The 15,206-nt window shown below is 66.6% G+C and carries 16 protein-coding genes; 13 read left to right on the top strand and 3 right to left on the bottom strand.

The window, feature by feature from the left end; translation table 11 throughout:
* Positions 1 to 14 precede the first annotated feature (14 nt).
* Both C9F12_RS15745 and hemC read right to left on the bottom strand, forming a co-directional pair.
* The gene (locus C9F12_RS15745) at positions 15 to 779 is read right to left on the bottom strand and encodes a uroporphyrinogen-III synthase (protein WP_108449495.1); all 765 of its coding nucleotides are present in this window, start codon (positions 777 to 779) and stop codon (positions 15 to 17) included.
* The gene (gene hemC, locus C9F12_RS15740; RefSeq protein ID WP_108131862.1) at positions 779 to 1,720 is read right to left on the bottom strand and encodes a hydroxymethylbilane synthase; all 942 of its coding nucleotides are present in this window, start codon (positions 1,718 to 1,720) and stop codon (positions 779 to 781) included. The genes C9F12_RS15745 and hemC overlap by 1 nt, the downstream gene beginning before the upstream one ends.
* Positions 1,721 to 2,041: 321 nt before the next feature.
* On the opposite strand from hemC, the gene argH reads away from it, so the two are divergent.
* The 8 genes from argH (at position 2,042) to C9F12_RS15700 (ending at position 9,595) form a co-directional block, all read left to right on the top strand.
* Positions 2,042 to 3,457, top strand: a complete 1,416-nt coding sequence (gene argH / locus C9F12_RS15735; protein WP_108131863.1) for an argininosuccinate lyase — start codon at positions 2,042 to 2,044, stop codon at positions 3,455 to 3,457.
* On the top strand, positions 3,454 to 3,681 hold the full coding sequence (locus C9F12_RS15730; protein WP_108449494.1) for a lipoprotein: 228 nt from the start codon (positions 3,454 to 3,456) through the stop codon (positions 3,679 to 3,681). Before argH ends, C9F12_RS15730 begins: the two co-directional genes overlap by 4 nt.
* Before the next feature lie 2 nt (positions 3,682 to 3,683).
* Positions 3,684 to 4,991 (top strand): diaminopimelate decarboxylase, encoded by a 1,308-nt coding sequence (lysA, locus tag C9F12_RS15725; protein ID WP_108449493.1) that lies wholly within the window; start codon positions 3,684 to 3,686, stop codon positions 4,989 to 4,991.
* Positions 4,991 to 5,824 carry a diaminopimelate epimerase gene (gene dapF / locus C9F12_RS15720; protein WP_108449492.1) on the top strand — a complete coding sequence of 278 codons (834 nt, stop codon included), beginning with the start codon at positions 4,991 to 4,993 and terminating at the stop codon, positions 5,822 to 5,824. The genes lysA and dapF overlap by 1 nt, the downstream gene beginning before the upstream one ends.
* Before the next feature lie 115 nt (positions 5,825 to 5,939).
* Positions 5,940 to 6,659 (top strand): DUF484 family protein, encoded by a 720-nt coding sequence (locus tag C9F12_RS15715; RefSeq protein ID WP_045993941.1) that lies wholly within the window; start codon positions 5,940 to 5,942, stop codon positions 6,657 to 6,659.
* Complete coding sequence (locus tag C9F12_RS15710; protein WP_240184270.1) at positions 6,649 to 7,632, top strand: tyrosine recombinase XerC; 984 nt, start codon at positions 6,649 to 6,651, stop codon at positions 7,630 to 7,632. The genes C9F12_RS15715 and C9F12_RS15710 overlap by 11 nt, the downstream gene beginning before the upstream one ends.
* Complete coding sequence (locus C9F12_RS15705) at positions 7,629 to 8,387, top strand: HAD family hydrolase (protein ID WP_240184269.1); 759 nt, start codon at positions 7,629 to 7,631, stop codon at positions 8,385 to 8,387. The genes C9F12_RS15710 and C9F12_RS15705 overlap by 4 nt, the downstream gene beginning before the upstream one ends.
* Before the next feature lie 74 nt (positions 8,388 to 8,461).
* Complete coding sequence (locus tag C9F12_RS15700; RefSeq protein WP_162816506.1) at positions 8,462 to 9,595, top strand: hypothetical protein; 1,134 nt, start codon at positions 8,462 to 8,464, stop codon at positions 9,593 to 9,595.
* Positions 9,596 to 9,635: 40 nt separating this feature from the next.
* Here C9F12_RS15700 and yihA read toward each other — a convergent pair whose 3' ends face one another.
* A complete protein-coding gene (yihA, locus tag C9F12_RS15695; RefSeq protein WP_108449490.1) occupies positions 9,636 to 10,244 on the bottom strand; it encodes a ribosome biogenesis GTP-binding protein YihA/YsxC in 609 nt (202 codons plus the stop codon).
* Between the two features lie 233 nt (positions 10,245 to 10,477).
* On the opposite strand from yihA, the gene C9F12_RS15690 reads away from it, so the two are divergent.
* The 5 genes from C9F12_RS15690 to C9F12_RS15670 all read left to right on the top strand — a co-directional run bounded on the left by C9F12_RS15690 (position 10,478) and on the right by C9F12_RS15670 (position 15,071).
* Positions 10,478 to 11,098 carry a c-type cytochrome gene (locus tag C9F12_RS15690; RefSeq protein ID WP_045993937.1) on the top strand — a complete coding sequence of 207 codons (621 nt, stop codon included), beginning with the start codon at positions 10,478 to 10,480 and terminating at the stop codon, positions 11,096 to 11,098.
* A 214-nt stretch (positions 11,099 to 11,312) separates the two neighbouring features.
* Positions 11,313 to 11,954 carry a thiol:disulfide interchange protein DsbA/DsbL gene (locus C9F12_RS15685; protein ID WP_045993936.1) on the top strand — a complete coding sequence of 214 codons (642 nt, stop codon included), beginning with the start codon at positions 11,313 to 11,315 and terminating at the stop codon, positions 11,952 to 11,954.
* Positions 11,951 to 12,775 carry an endonuclease/exonuclease/phosphatase family protein gene (locus C9F12_RS15680; RefSeq protein WP_045993935.1) on the top strand — a complete coding sequence of 275 codons (825 nt, stop codon included), beginning with the start codon at positions 11,951 to 11,953 and terminating at the stop codon, positions 12,773 to 12,775. The genes C9F12_RS15685 and C9F12_RS15680 overlap by 4 nt, the downstream gene beginning before the upstream one ends.
* A 331-nt stretch (positions 12,776 to 13,106) precedes the next feature.
* On the top strand, positions 13,107 to 13,667 hold the full coding sequence (locus C9F12_RS15675; protein ID WP_108131868.1) for a TRAP transporter small permease subunit: 561 nt from the start codon (positions 13,107 to 13,109) through the stop codon (positions 13,665 to 13,667).
* Positions 13,668 to 15,071, top strand: a complete 1,404-nt coding sequence (locus C9F12_RS15670; RefSeq protein ID WP_108449489.1) for a TRAP transporter large permease subunit — start codon at positions 13,668 to 13,670, stop codon at positions 15,069 to 15,071.
* The last annotated feature ends 135 nt before the right edge of the window (positions 15,072 to 15,206 follow it).

The raw sequence follows: 15,206 nt of genomic DNA, 5'->3' as shown, positions 1-15,206 counted from the left end.
CCTTTTAGAGATCTTCATTCGCCATCCTCTGGGTCGCAGGTCCTTGCCACCGCGGCCGCCAGCGCCGCAGGAGACGCGCCAGACGCCACGACCGGGATGCGAAATCCCAGCGTTTTCGCCAGTGTAGCCAACCGCTGGCTGGATACGACAAGCGGTTGTTGAAAGGCGGCCTCTGAACACCATCTTGCCAGATGTTCAAGGATTTCTCCGCTACTGACCACCAACGCCTGATAGCTCCCTTGTTCGAGCCATGTTCTGGCCCCGGCGTCGGGAGTGATCAGGCGACGTCGGTACACCTCGAGACGCGTGACACGCGCGCCCCTCTGCCCCAGGGTGTCGCCCAGCAGCGGGCGGCCACCTTCGCCCGCCACCAGCAGCACTCGCTGGTGCTCCAGGCGCTGCAGCGAGGCCAGCGCCAGCAAGGCCTCGCTGGTCTCTTCTCCGGCGGCGGGGGCAGGCACCCTCACCTTTAGCCCCAGCGCCTGGTGCAAGACCATCGCCGTGGCCTGCCCGACGGCGTACAGTTCAAGCCCCTGGGGCAGCTGTGGCCAGTAGCGATCCAGCGCCTCGACCAACCGCTCGGCGGCGGCGGGACTGATGACTACCACCTTATGAAAGTGGTCGATGTCGAGCCAGGCCGAGCGCACATCTGCCGTCTCTGGCACAGTTTCCTGCCGCATCACCTCGACCCGCTCGGTGCTGAACCCCTTGCTTTCGATGGCCTCGGCCAGCGCTTGGGCGCGTTCGCCGGGCCGGGTGATCAGTACCGGAGTGCCCATCAACGCGGCCCGTAGACCTCGGCCAGGATATCCCCGGCGCCCTGCTCCAGCAGCTGCTCGGCGACGCGGATCCCCAGCGCCTCGGGTTCGTCCACCGAACCACGCCCCTCGGCACGCAGCACGCGGGAACCGTCGGGCGTGCCGACAAGGGCTCTCAACCACAGGGTTCTGCCATCGTCCTGATAGATGGCGTGCCCACCGATGGGCACCTGGCAGCCGCCTTCCAGACGTGTATTCATGGCCCGTTCGGCACGCACTCTGGTCGCCGTCTCGATATCGTCGAGCGGTGCCAGCAGCGACACCAGCTCGGTGTCGTGCATGCGGCATTCGATGCCAAGCGCGCCCTGACCACAGGCCGGCAGGCAGATCTCCGGCGGCAGCTCCTGGGCGATACGTTCACCGAGCCCCAGCCGCTTGAGCCCGGAGGTAGCCAGCAGGATGGCATCGAATTCGCCAGCGTCGAGCTTGGCCAGGCGTGTCTGGACATTGCCACGCAGACTGATGACCTCGAGATCCGGACGGGCCTCGCGCATCTGCAGTCCGCGGCGCAGGCTGGAGGTACCCAGACGGGCACCCTCGGGCAGGTCCTCGAAGCGAGCATAGTCATTGGAGACGAAGGCGTCGGTGGGCTCGGCGCCTTCCAGGATCACCGAAAGCCCCAGGCTCTCGGGAAACTGCATCGGCACATCCTTCATGGAGTGCACCGCGATATCGGCGCGGCCGTCGAGCATCGCCTCCTCGAGTTCCTTGACGAACAGCCCCTTGCCGCCAACCTTGGCCAAGGGCGTGTCGAGAATCTTGTCACCGCGGGTCGACATCGGTACCAGCTCGACCTCGAGCCCGGGGTGAATCGCCATCAGACGATCGCGAACATGTTCGGCCTGCCATAGGGCCAACTGGCTCTTGCGCGTCGCGATACGCAGCCTGGACATCTGTTGCACGTTGCTCTCCCTGGTCGGGCTTGCGACCAAATCGCCGCGTCCGCCATGTTAAATGAATGGCGTCATCATAAAGCACGGTCTCCGTCAGTAAAATCGACGGCGACGGGACCCGTTGCCGCGCCTGCCAGAAGCGCCCGCTGCCACCCTCGTTTCAGGGGCTGATGCCGCCCCTTCCTTGCCGGCCCGCTGCACCCTCGCCTCAAGGGCCGACTCTGGTACACTTTGGGCATACCAACGACAACGGCTGCCGGCTCCGTCAGCGCCCTCGGCGCCGGCCACCGATCACGTCGCCATCGCATCGTCATTCAGGAAGTCCATTCAATGAGCCAGACCACCAACCAGTCCTGGGGCGGCCGCTTCAGCGAACCCACCGACGCCTTCGTCGCTCGTTTCACCGCCTCGGTCGATTTCGACCAGCGCCTGGCCCGCCATGACATCCAGGGCTCCATCGCGCATGCCACCATGCTCGCCCAGGTTGGCGTGCTGAGCGAAGAGGAACGTGACGCCATCCTGACCGGGCTCAAGGAGATCGAGACGGAGATCGCCGAAGGGCGTTTCGAGTGGTCGGTGGCGCTGGAAGACGTGCACATGAACATCGAGGCACGGCTGACCCAGAAGATCGGCATCACCGGCAAGAAGCTGCACACCGGGCGCTCGCGCAACGACCAGGTGGCTACCGATATTCGCCTCTACCTGCGCGAGGAGATCGACCTGGTCGCCAGCGAGCTGGCGCGGCTGCGTGCCGGGCTGATCGAGCTGGCCGAGGGCGAGGCCGACACCATCATGCCGGGCTTCACCCACCTGCAGACCGCTCAACCGGTGACCTTCGGCCACCACCTGCTGGCCTGGCAGGAGATGCTGGCCCGCGACCACGAACGCCTGCTGGACTGCCGCAAGCGGGTCAACGTGCTGCCGCTGGGCGCCGCCGCCCTGGCCGGCACCACCTATCCCATCGATCGTCACCTGACCGCCGAACTGCTCGGCTTCGAGCGCCCCGCCGAGAACAGCCTCGACGCGGTCAGCGATCGTGACTTCGCGATCGAGTTCACCGCCTTCGCGAGCCTGCTGCTGATGCACCTGTCGCGAATGAGCGAGGAGCTGGTGCTGTGGACCAGCGCCCAGTTCGACTTCATCGACCTGCCCGACCGCTTCTGCACCGGCTCCTCGATCATGCCGCAGAAGAAGAACCCGGACGTGCCCGAGCTGGTACGCGGCAAGACCGGCCGCGTCTACGGTCACCTGATGGGCCTGCTGACGCTGATGAAGTCGCAGCCGCTGGCCTACAACAAGGACAACCAGGAAGACAAGGAACCGCTGCTCGATACCCTGGATACCGTCAAGGGTTGCCTGCGCGCCTTCGCCGACATGGTGCCGGCCATCGTCTCCAAGGGCGATTCCATGCGCGAGGCCGCGCGCAAGGGCTTCTCCACCGCCACCGACCTTGCCGACTATCTGGTACGCAAGGGCGTGGCCTTCCGTGACGCCCATGAAATCGTCGGTCAGTCCGTGGCCTACGGCATCGAGAGCGGCAAGGATCTGTCGGACATGAGCCTCGACGAACTGCGCCAGTTCTCCGACGTCATCGGCGAGGACGTGTTCGAGGTGCTGACCCTGGAAGGCTCGGTGGCCGCCCGCAACCATATCGGTGGTACCGCCCCCGACCAGGTGCGCGCCGCTGCCCAGCGCGCCCGTGAGGCCCTCAAGACCCTTGCGTCCGGCCAGGGAGGCGCCCAATGAACCGCCTCGTCAAGGTGCTGCGACCCGCCCTGTTGCCGGCCCTGTTGCCGGCCCTGCTGCTGGCTCTGATGGCCCTGGCGGGCTGCGGCCAGAAAGGCCCCCTGTACCTGCCCGGTGACGAAGAAGCGGCGGAGCGCTACGGCCCCCGCGAAACCGTCGAGGACGAACAGGGCGAAGAGGACAGCCAGGAAAGCGACCAGAGCGCGACCGAGGACGAGAGCTGAGCATGGATCACTTCAACTACCGAGACGGCGAGCTGTACGCTGAAGAAGTGCCTCTGGCCCGCATCGCCGAGGCGGTGGGCACCCCCTGCTACGTCTATTCACGTGCCACCCTGGAACGCCACTTCCAGGCCTACCGCGAGGCGCTGGGTAGCCACCCGCATCTGATCTGCTACGCGGTCAAGGCCAACAGCAACCTGGCGGTGCTCAACGTGCTGGCGCGCCAGGGTGCCGGTTTCGACATCGTGTCTCAGGGCGAGCTCGAGCGGGTGCTGGCCGCCGGGGGTGACCCGGCCAAGGTGGTGTTCTCCGGCGTCGCCAAACGCCCCGACGAGATGGCGCGCGCGCTCGAGGTCGGCATCAAGTGCTTCAACGTGGAGTCGCGCCCAGAGCTTGAAGTGCTCAATGAAGTGGCCGGCCGCCTGGGCAAGGTGGCGCCGGTGTCATTGCGGGTTAATCCCGACGTCGACGCGGGCACCCATCCGTATATCTCCACCGGGCTCAAGGACAACAAGTTCGGTATCCCGGTGGACGAGGCGCTGGAGGTCTACCGCCTGGCCGCCGAACTGCCGCACCTCAAGGTCACCGGACTCGACTGCCATATCGGCTCGCAGCTCACCGAGATCGCTCCCTTCCTCGATGCCCTGGAGCGTCTACTGGTGCTGCTCGACCGCCTGCGCGAGGAGAACATCGAGGTCTCGCACCTCGACCTGGGCGGCGGCCTCGGCGTGCCCTACAGGGACGAGACGCCGCCGGCCCCGTTCGACTACGCCTCGAAGCTGCTCGAGCGCCTGTCGCGCTGGGACGGCGGCGAGCGCCTGACGCTGCTGTTCGAGCCGGGCCGCTCGATCGCCGCCAACGCCGGCGTCATGCTGACCCGGCTGACCTACGTGAAGCCCGGCGAAACCAAGAACTTCGCCATCGTCGACGCGGCCATGAACGACCTGATTCGGCCCTCGCTGTACCAGGCCTGGCAGGCGATCATCGAAGTCGACACTCGCCTGGACCGCGCAAGCGACGTCTATGACGTGGTCGGCCCGGTGTGCGAGACCGGCGACTTCCTCGGCAAGGAGCGTCAACTGGCGGTGGCCCCCGGCGACCTGCTGGCGGTGCGCTCGGCAGGCGCCTACGGCTTCGTGATGGCCTCCAACTACAACAGCCGCCCGCGTCCGGCGGAGGTACTGGTGGACGGCGACAGCTATCAGGTGGTGCGCCGACGCGAGACCCTCGAGGACCTCTGGGCCGGTGAGTCGCTGCCCGGCGAATCGCAACCGGGATCGGCATCGGGATCGACGTCAGGAGCACCGCGCTGATGCTTCTGCACTTCACCAAGATGCATGGCCTGGGCAACGACTTCATGGTGGTCGATCTGGTCACCCAGCGGGCCCGCATCGAGGCCGAGGAAATCCGCCGTCTGGCCGACCGGCGCTTCGGCATCGGTTTCGATCAGCTCCTGGTGGTGGAACCGCCGCGGGACCCGGACATGGACTTTCGCTACCGGATCTACAACGCCGACGGCAGCGAGGTCGAGAATTGCGGCAATGGTGCGCGCTGCTTTGCCCGCTTCGTACGTGACAAGCGGCTGACCCACAAGCGCCAGATCCAGGTCGAGACCGCCGGCGGCCCGCTGGTGCTGGACGTGCATGACGACGAGCAGGTCAGCGTCGACATGGGTGCCCCGCGCTTCGCCCCGCCGAGCCTGCCCTTCGAGGCCGACGAGGACCGCCTGCGTCACACCCTCGAGGTCGACGGCGAGACCCTCGAGATCGCCGTCGCCTCCATGGGCAACCCCCACGCGGTGATCAAGGTCGACAGCGTCGACCAGGCGCCGGTGGAGCGCCTGGGACCGCTGGTCGAACACCACCCGCGCTTTCCCAAGCGGGTCAACGTGGGCTTCATGCAGGTGGTCTCAAGCCACGAGATTCGCCTGCGGGTGTTCGAGCGCGGCAGCGGCGAGACCCTGGCCTGTGGCACCGGCGCCTGCGCTGCGGTGGCCTGCGGCATTCGCCAGGGCCTGCTCGAAAGCCCGGTGACCGTCCACCTGCCCGGCGGCAGCCTGACGATCCGCTGGGAAGGTGGCGAGCGCCCCTTGATCATGACCGGCCCCGCCGAGCGGGTGTTCGATGGACGAATTCCGCTGCGTTGACCCCAGGCGCACAGGACTCGACGGGACTGGGCTAAGCTGCCAGCAAGGTACCGGTCCCTCGCTTTCCCGGAAACTCGATCCAGCCTAGACATTGAACTCCAACAGGAAGACGCGCATGCCTCAAGCCGCCCCAGAGCCCCGCAAGACGCTCGACCCGGACCGCGTCGCCGAATGGCTGGCGCGCCACCCGGATTTCTTCGTCGGTCGCGAAGGCCTGCTGCAGAGCCTCACGATTCCCCATCCGGAGACCCAGGGCGCCACCTCGCTGCTGGAACGGCTGGTTCATGACCTGCGCAAGCGCGCCGAAGGCGCGGAACTGCGGCTCGAGCAACTGCTCGACTCGGCCCGCCACAACGAGGCGCAGTATCGGCGCACCCGCGAGCTGGTGCTGGCACTGCTGGAAGCACAGGACAACGACGCCCTGGGCCAGGCCCTGGCCACCCAGCTAAGCGAGCGCTTCCAGACGCCAGCGGTGTCGCTGTGGTGCCCCGCCAGCCTGACCGATCGCGACCCCAGACCGCCCCAGGCCCCGCGTCACGTGCTCGACGACCACACCGGCCAGCGCCTGACCGCGCTGCTCGATGGGCGCGCCAGCCGCTGTACCCGTCTTACCCCCACCGACTGGAAGCGCCTGCTGCCCCACGCCAAGGCGCCGACCAAGTCGGGCTCCTGCGCCATCGCCCGCATGACCCTGGGCGAGCCCCAGGGCTTTGTGGTGCTGGCAAGCCCTGATCCCGACCACTTCCGTGCCAGCATGGACACCCTGTTTACCGAGTACCTGGCCGAGGTGCTGGTGCGCCTCAGCGTGCGCCTGTGCGAGCGTGATGATGGCTGAAAAGGCGGCTGAGACGACGGCTGAGACGACGCCCAAGTGGCAGCTTGCCGGCGCGGTAGCGGACTTTCTCGATGAGCTGGGACGCACCGCCAGTGCTGCCACCGTCGACGCCTACCGGCGTGACCTGGCCACCTTCGAGAACTGGTGGCACGCCCAGGCCAATGACACCGACGCCAGGCCGCCGGATGATCAGGCCCTGACGTCCCACACGCTCAGGCGTTTTCTGGCCGCCGAACGCAGCCGAGGCATGGCACCACGCAGCCTGAAGCGCCGCCGCGCCGCCCTGTCGCGACTGTGTGAACACCTGGTGGCGGCTGGCCGACTCGACTACAACCCGGTCGGCCTGAGCCGCGGCCCCCGGGCGCCGAAGGATCTACCGCGGCCGGTGGACGTGGACCTGCTGGCGCGCTTTCTCGACACCCCCCACGATGGCTCGCCGCTGTCGGTACGCGACCAGGCGATGCTGGAGCTGCTCTATTCCAGCGGGCTACGGCTGGCGGAGCTGGCGGCGCTGGATCTCCCCGACCTCCACGGCGGCCGGGTGCGGGTCCTCGGCAAGGGCAACAAGCCGCGCCAGGTGCCGGTGGGCTCGCGTGCGCGCCAGGCCATCGACCAGTGGCTCGGCGTGCGCTCGGTGCTGGCCGCCGACGGCGAAACGGCGCTGTTCGTCGGCCAGCAGGGCCACCGGCTCGGCCATCGTGCCATCCAGGCACGCCTGGTCACCCAGGCCCGCCGGCGCGGCCTGCCGGAGCACCTGCATCCCCACCGCCTGCGCCACTCCTTCGCCAGCCACCTGCTGGAATCGAGCCAGGACCTGCGCGCCGTCCAGGAGCTGCTGGGCCACGCCAACCTGTCCACCACCCAGGTCTATACCCGGCTGGACTGGCAGCACCTGGCGGAGAGCTACGACAAGGCCCACCCCCGCGCGCGGCGCAGCCGGAGCGACGACAGCCATCCCGGAGACACCCCTTGATCGACCACGCGGCAGCGGACGACTTCAGCCGACTCAAGGCCATCACCTTCGATCTGGACGACACCCTGTGGGACAACAGCGGCGTCATGCAGCGCACCGAGCAGGGCCACGTCGACTGGCTGACCGAACAGCTCGGCGCCTGGCAGCGCGGCCGCGAGGAGCCGTTGACGCCCCCCATCGCGCTTTCGGACTACCTGCGTGAACGCCAGGCCCTGGCCAGGCGTAGCTGGTCGCGGCGCGGCGACTTCAGCTGGCTGCGTGAACGCACCCTGATCCAGCTGCTGGAGGAAAGCGGCGTCAACCGGGCGGCGGCCCACTGGTGGGCGGCGCTGGCGATGCAACGTTTTCACTCGCTGCGCATCCTGGTCAAGCCCTTCCCCGACACCGACGCCATGCTGGAAAGGCTGAAGGGGCGCTATCGTCTCGGCAGCATCACCAACGGCAACGTGGCCTTCCACCGTCTGCCGCTGGCCCGCCACTTCCAGGCGCGTATCGCCGCCGGCGAGATGTTCGCCCCCAAGCCCGATCCGCGGCCCTTTCTGGCGATGCTGGCACGGCTTGAGGTCAAGGCCTGCGAGACCCTGCACGTGGGCGATTCCTGGGAGGAAGACGTGCTGCCGGCGATTCGCCTGGGCTTGCGGGCGATCTGGATCGCGCCGCCAGAGGCCGAGACGGCTCCCTTGCCACGCGGCGTGACCCGACTGTCTCGGGTCACCGAGCTGCCAACCCTGCTCGGTGAGCATCAGGATCAATAAAGCGAGAAAAACCCCGGGACCGCCGGCGCCACGTGGTAAACCGGCAGGCACCTGTACCCTGAGTGCCTGCCGCCATGCCCCGCCCGCTCTATCGCCCCCTCGCTTCATCACCGCCGACCCGGCGTCACCTGCGACGAGTGCTCAAGCTCGGGCTGGCGTTTGCTCTGGTTTCGGGACTGGGGCTTGTTTCGGGGCTGTCTTCGGGACTGCTTTCGGGGCGTGTTTCAGGACTGGGGCCCGCTCTCGCCCTGCCCCTGGGCATCGCGCCAGCCCTGGCGGCACGCCCTACCTGCGACACCGTACGCCCGCCCGGTACCTGCGGCCTCTACAGCACCGGCATGTCCTACCCCTCGACCTTGTCCGGCACCACGCCGGAAGGCAACACCGCGGGGATAGCCTCCTTCCACACCACCTACGCCTGCCAGACCGGCAGCGACGGCCGCGTCTATATCCTGCTCGATACCCAGGGTTCCTACGACAGCGCCACCGGTGACGCCAAAAGCGCAATACCGGGCTTCTACTTCGACAAGGCCGACACCAGCATGGGCGGCCATCACCACCAGACCCTGGTCGCTTCCCTGCGCACCGCCAACCATGCATCTGGCTGTGTCTCCGGCAGCGTCACGAAGGAGATACCGATCGTACGCCATGGCGACACCGAACCGGGCAACTACGAACAGTTTACCTACTGGCCTCATACCCACGTGGCGACCAGCACCGGCGCCAGCGACAACTATACCGGTACGGTAGTCGGAGTTGGCGGCGCTTACGTCACCGTGATCGAGAGCACCTGCAAGATGTGGACCCCCTACATCATCCTGCCCGATATCGACCTCAGCGAGCTGCCGGGAGCAGGATCTCGGGGCGGTACCACCACCGCCTACCTGAGCTTCAACGACTGCGATGAGGTCAACATGGCGGATCTGTCCATACGCTCGGGCGGCGCCAGCGTCATCAACGCCCGCCAAGGCATCCTCGGCAACGCCGACACCTCAGGCGGCGGCGCCAAGGGCATCGGGCTGGCGCTGGAAATCGACGCTTTTTCAGCCCACGACTTCGACCCCGTGGACCTGTCTGGCTCGCGAGCGGTTGGCCTGATGGGGGAGGCGCCCAAGGTTCCGTTACGCGTCAGCTACTACCGCTATGCCGAGCAGGCATCCGGTGGGCGCGTCAAGGGACTGCTGGAGGTCACCGCTACGTACAAGTAGCCGGCGGGCTCGTCAGGCTGGCTAGGGCTCGTCAGGCTGGCTAGCCTTCGTGCGCAAGCCAGCCGTCCAGGCGCCGATGGGCCTCGTCGACGCCCTGGCGCTTGAGCGCCGAGAAAAGCTGCACGCTGACCAGGTCCTCCCACTCACGCAGCCGCGAGCGCACCTGCTGCAGGGCATTCTTGGCCGCGCCCTGCTTCAGCTTGTCGGCCTTGGTCAGCAGGATATGCACCGGCAGGTCGCGCTCATCGGCCACATCCAGCAGCGCCAGGTCGAACTCGGTCAATGGGTGACGCACGTCCATCACCAGCACCAGCCCCTTGAGCGAAGCTCGCTTCTGGAGGTATTCGGCCAGGTGGCGCTGCCACTCCAATTTGACCTTTTCGGGCACCTTGGCGTAGCCATAGCCGGGCAGGTCCACCAGCCGGCGCTCGCTGTCCTCGCCCAGCGAAAAGACGTTGATAAGCTGGGTGCGACCCGGCGTCTTGGAGGTACGAGCGAGCGCCTTCTGTTGGGTGATGGTGTTGATCGCGCTGGACTTTCCGGCATTGGAACGTCCGGCAAAGGCGACCTCGACACCAATGTCTTCGGGGCATCGGGCCAGCGTCGGCGCACTGGTGAGGAATCGGGCCAAGGAGTAGTTGAAAGCCATGAGATGGAAGAAATCCTGACGGTGATCAAAGGTAGGGTCGAGGGCCCTGGCATTCCCGCCCCCGGGGTGTTTGGTTATAGTAAGCTTTGAGGCGGCTGCGACCCGGGGAATCATCATAACATTGTGCCGCTGTCGCCAGCGACCGGCCTCAGCGCGGGCGCTTCCCCCTGCAGTGAAGGCCACGCCTTCCGCGGGACCGTGAAAACATTAAAAACGGCATAAGTGAACTAGCGATGAGACAGTTACTGGCAAGCCTGGCAATCTCCATCGGCGTCGTCGGCGCCGCCCATGCCGACCTCCAGAGTGACGCAGACGCCGCCGCAGGACGCGACAAGGCCACCGCCTGCGCCGCCTGTCACGGCCAGACCGGCGCCAGTATCGCGCCGACCTTCCCCAACCTGGCCGGCCAGCAGGCCTCCTACCTGGCCAAGCAGATCATCGACATCCGTGACGGCACCCGTCCGGTGCCGCAGATGGCGGGGCAGGTGGACAACTTCAGCGACCAGGACGCCTGGGACGTGGCCGCCTTCTTCGCCGGCCAGGACCCGGTGGTGGGGCAGGCCAAGGATGACGAGGCGTTGCTCGAGCGCGGCGAGGCGCTCTACCGCGCTGGCGACCTGGCCAAGGGCATCCCGGCCTGCAGCGCCTGCCATGGCCCGACCGGCAGCGGCATCGGCTCGGCGGTCTATCCGGGGCTTTCCGGCCAGCACGCCGGCTATGTGGTCAGCACCCTCCAGGCATTCGCCTCCGGCGCCCGCGCCAACAGCCCCGGTGGCGTGATGGCCGACATCGCCGCCAAGATGAGCGATGCCGACATGGAAGCCGTGGCCAACTACGTCCAGGGCCTGCACTGATCGATTCACCTTTCGATGCGTCCCGCGGGGCGGCCCTTGTGGCCGCCCCGTTGCGTTTACCAGCAAAGATAGACATGCGACGTCTGCCCAATCGGGATATTCGGGAACCCTTCGAACGTTGTAGACTCAAAACAGCGTTCGCTTTGCGGCTCCAGGTTCGTCGCGCCCTCGCGCCGCCATGGCATGCCCGCCTCAATCAAGGAGAAAACATTCTATGCTGAAGTCACTGATGATGGGCCTCGCTGGCCTTAGCCTGTCGACCATGGCGGTCGCCGCCTCGATCACCGAGGGCGAGGACTACACCGTCGCCCCCAATCAGGTCGAGCTGGGCAGCGACGATGGCAAGATCAACGTGACCGAAGTGTTCTGGTATGGCTGCCCGCACTGCTACTCGCTGGAAGATCCGCTCAATGCCTGGGTCGCCGAGCTGCCCGATGACGTCGAGTTCGAACGCATGCCGGCAACCCTGGGCGAGACCTGGGTCAAGCACGCCAAGGCCTTCTATGCCGCCCAGCAGCTCGAGATCCTCGACGAGGTGCACGAGGACTTCTTCGACGCCATCCACCAGGAAGGCGAGCAGCTTACCGAGCCAGCAGACATCGCCGCCTTCTTCAGCGACTACGGTGTCAGCGAAGAGCAGGCGCTCAAGGCGCTGGATGGCTTCGGCGTGAAGTCCCAGATCAATCGCGCCAGCGCCACCATGCGCAACCTCGAACTGATGGGCGTCCCCGCGCTGATCGTCGATGGTCGCTACATCGTCTCGCCGAGCACCGCCGGCAGCCTCGACAACATGCCGCGCATCGCCGAGGCGCTGGTGGAGCAGATCCGCAGCGAACAGGAGTCTGGAGCCCAATGACGTCACTGGCCGAGGAACGCCACCCCACGCTGGACAGAGGCCACCTGAGGCTGGTGACCTTCAACCTGCAGGTGGGTATCCAGACCTCGGCCTACCACCACTACCTCACCCGTAGCTGGCAGCACCTGTTGCCTCACCCGCGTCGGCAACGACGTCTGGACATGATCGCCGAGGTGCTGTCGCACTTCGACATGGTGGGGCTACAGGAGGTGGACGGCGGCAGCTTTCGCTCGAACCAGGTCAATCAGCTCGAGTACCTGGCCATGCAAGGCGGCTTCCCCCACCACTATCAGCAGCTCAACCGCAACCTCGGTCGACTTGCCCAGCACAGCAATGGCCTGCTCTCCCGGCTGGCACCCAGCCGCATCGAGGAGCACCGCCTGCCGGGAACCCTGCCCGGCCGGGGCGCCATCCATGCGCGCTTCGGCCAGGGCCCCGAGGCCCTGCACCTGTTCGTCGCCCACCTGGCGCTGGGCCAGCGCACCCAGAACCTGCAGCTCGACTACCTCAGCGAGCTGATCCAGCCACTCAAGCACGTGGTGGTGATGGGGGACCTGAACTGCACCCCGGACCGCCTGCACGCCCACGACCGCTTCTGCGCCTCGTTGCCGCTGCATCCGGTGCGACCGGCACTGAGCTACCCGTCCTGGCGCCCCAGCCGAGCGCTGGACCATATCCTGCTGTCGTCGTCGCTGGAGGCCGATGAGGCCGAAGTCCTCGACCGACTGTTTTCGGACCACCTGCCGGTGGCCGTCGATATTCGCCTGCCCCAGCCCTGCCTCGCCGCCATCCAGGCCGATCAGCCCGAGCAACCTGCCTGAACCGCTCACCTGAATTTCCCACCTGACCTTCCCACCTGAGCTTCCCGTCTGAGCTACCCGCCTGAGCCACACGCCCGACCCACCCGCCTGAGCCATCCTGTCGGCGGCGGCGGACGCCACGCCAGCGGACCTCGACTTTTGGTGTCATGACAGTGCTACCTCGACTGCCGTATAGTCAGCGTTGACGTGCACCGAGATTCGCTAATGTCTCCGCGTGCCACACTATCCATGACGCCAGGTCCCCCCGGCAAGCCGACGTCCTGCCCTGGCGACGGCGTGCCCGGGCGCCAGCCTGGACAATGATCGCCCTGACACCACCAGCGAGTTCCTAATGTCTACATCTTCCGGCTTGCCGGGGCCACTGGCGGCCCTGGACGCCTTCTCCGAACGCCTTGGCAGGGGCCTTTCCTGGCTGATCCTGGCGATGATGATCATCCAGTTCCTGATCGTGGTGCTGCGCTATGCCTTCAGCGTCAACAGCATCCCCATGCAGGAATCGGTGATGTACATGCACGCCGCCGTGTTCATGCTGGCGGCGGCCTACACCCTGAAGCACGGCGGACACGTGCGCGTCGACATCTTCTATCGAGCGATGTCGCCCAGGCGCAAGGCGCTGGTCGACCTGCTCGGCACCCTGCTGCTGCTGCTGCCGGTGATGGGCTTCGTGATCGCCACCAGCCTCGGCTACGTCGGCAAGTCCTGGGCCATCTTCGAGGGCTCACCCGACGCCGGTGGCATCCCCGGGGTGTTCCTGCTGAAGACGCTGATACCGGCCTTCGCCGTGCTGATGATTGTCCAGGGTATCGTCGAGATCTACCGCAATATCCTGATTTTAAAGGGACGTCTCGACCCCAACGCCCTTCCCCATGACGCCGACGAGGAGCACCTGTAAATGCTGGAGTTCATGCCCCTGGTGCTGTTCGGTGTCATCTGTACGGTATTGATGTTCGGTTTTCCGGTCGCGCTGTCGCTGGCCGGTACCGCCCTGGCCTTTGCCGGGCTCGGCTACGGCCTGGAGTCCCTCGGCATCGATGCCAACTTCGACGGCAGCTACCTCAACGCCTTCCCCAATCGCCTCTACGGCATCATGACCAACACCACCCTGCTGGCGGTGCCCTTGTTCGTGCTGATGGGCGTGCTGCTCGAGAAGTCCAAGGTCGCCGAAACCCTGCTCGACGCCATGGCCCTGCTGTTCGGCTCGCTGCGCGGCGGACTCGGCATCTCGGTGACCCTGGTCGGCATGATGCTGGCCGCTTCCACCGGCATCGTCGGCGCCACCGTGGTCACCATGGGTCTGATGTCGCTGCCGACCATGCTCAAGCGCGGCTACAGCCAGTCGCTGGCCACCGGCACCATCTGCGCCACCGGCACCCTGGGTCAGATCATCCCGCCGTCCATCGCTCTGGTGCTGCTTGGTGACGTGCTGTCCAGCGCCTACCAGCAGGCCCAGCTGTCCATGGGCATCTTCAGCCCCAAGACGGTGTCGGTGGGTGATCTGTTCATGGGGGCGCTGGTCCCGGGCCTGATCCTGGTGCTGGTGTATATCGTCTACGTCAGCCTGGTGGCGCTGTTCAAGCCCAGCGCCGCCCCTGCCGCCGATCGCCAGGAACTGATGGCCGAGCTGGGCCACACCTCGGGCATCGGCCTGTTGCTGCTCAAGGGCCTGGTGCCGCCCATCGTGCTGATCGTCGCGGTGCTCGGCTCGATCCTGGCCGGACTGGCCACCCCCACCGAGGCTTCCGCGGTGGGTGCCTTCGGCGCCCTGGTGCTGGCCCTGGCCTATCGTCGCCTCGATCTGGCCACGCTCAAGGACGTGCTGCGCTCCACCACCCACGTCACCACCATGGTGTTCCTGATCCTGATCGGCGCGGCGCTGTTCTCGCTGGTGTTCCGCGCCTACGGCGGTGAAGAGCTGGTCACCCATCTGTTCGAGAACATGCCCGGCGGGGTAGTCGGCGCCACCATCATCGTGATGCTGGTGATCTTCCTGCTCGGCTTTATCCTCGACTTCATCGAGATCACCTTCGTGGTGGTGCCGATCGTCGGTCCGATTCTGCTGGCCATGGGCCTGGATCCAATCTGGCTGGGCATCATGATCGCGATCAACCTGCAGACCTCCTTCCTGACGCCTCCCTTCGGCTTCGCCCTGTTCTATCTGCGCGGGGTGGCCCCGGAGTCGGTACCGACGTCCGCGATCTACCGAGGCGTCATTCCGTTCATCGTGCTGCAGCTCGGCATGCTGCTGGCCCTGTCATTCTTCCCGCAGCTCGCCACCTGGCTGCCGGAGCAGTTCTGATGCCGTAAACCTCAACGCCGGGCCCTGTCACTCTCGACGCTGGCCCGCAGCTCGCCACCTGGCTGCCGGAGCCGTTCTGATCCGGCGCGTTGGCGATGCGTGGACGGCAGCCCACGCCGGGGGGCGCCCCCGGCG

The organism is Halomonas sp. BN3-1, from assembly GCF_003056325.1.
GTDB classification, from domain to species: domain Bacteria; phylum Pseudomonadota; class Gammaproteobacteria; order Pseudomonadales; family Halomonadaceae; genus Halomonas; species Halomonas litopenaei.
Note: the sequence above shows the minus strand (reverse complement) of the source record. Positions and strands in the feature narration are given on the sequence as shown.

Coding starts and splice junctions, on each gene's coding strand:
- C9F12_RS15745 (WP_108449495.1), bottom strand. CDS start 779: ATGGGCACTCCGGTACTGATCACCCGGCCCGGCGAACGCGCCCAAGCG.
- argH (WP_108131863.1), top strand. CDS start 2,042: ATGAGCCAGACCACCAACCAGTCCTGGGGCGGCCGCTTCAGCGAACCC.
- C9F12_RS15730 (WP_108449494.1), top strand. CDS start 3,454: ATGAACCGCCTCGTCAAGGTGCTGCGACCCGCCCTGTTGCCGGCCCTG.
- lysA (WP_108449493.1), top strand. CDS start 3,684: ATGGATCACTTCAACTACCGAGACGGCGAGCTGTACGCTGAAGAAGTG.
- dapF (WP_108449492.1), top strand. CDS start 4,991: ATGCTTCTGCACTTCACCAAGATGCATGGCCTGGGCAACGACTTCATG.
- C9F12_RS15715 (WP_045993941.1), top strand. CDS start 5,940: ATGCCTCAAGCCGCCCCAGAGCCCCGCAAGACGCTCGACCCGGACCGC.
- C9F12_RS15710 (WP_240184270.1), top strand. CDS start 6,649: ATGATGGCTGAAAAGGCGGCTGAGACGACGGCTGAGACGACGCCCAAG.
- C9F12_RS15700 (WP_162816506.1), top strand. CDS start 8,462: ATGCCCCGCCCGCTCTATCGCCCCCTCGCTTCATCACCGCCGACCCGG.
- yihA (WP_108449490.1), bottom strand. CDS start 10,244: ATGGCTTTCAACTACTCCTTGGCCCGATTCCTCACCAGTGCGCCGACG.
- C9F12_RS15690 (WP_045993937.1), top strand. CDS start 10,478: ATGAGACAGTTACTGGCAAGCCTGGCAATCTCCATCGGCGTCGTCGGC.
- C9F12_RS15685 (WP_045993936.1), top strand. CDS start 11,313: ATGCTGAAGTCACTGATGATGGGCCTCGCTGGCCTTAGCCTGTCGACC.
- C9F12_RS15680 (WP_045993935.1), top strand. CDS start 11,951: ATGACGTCACTGGCCGAGGAACGCCACCCCACGCTGGACAGAGGCCAC.
- C9F12_RS15675 (WP_108131868.1), top strand. CDS start 13,107: ATGTCTACATCTTCCGGCTTGCCGGGGCCACTGGCGGCCCTGGACGCC.
- C9F12_RS15670 (WP_108449489.1), top strand. CDS start 13,668: ATGCTGGAGTTCATGCCCCTGGTGCTGTTCGGTGTCATCTGTACGGTA.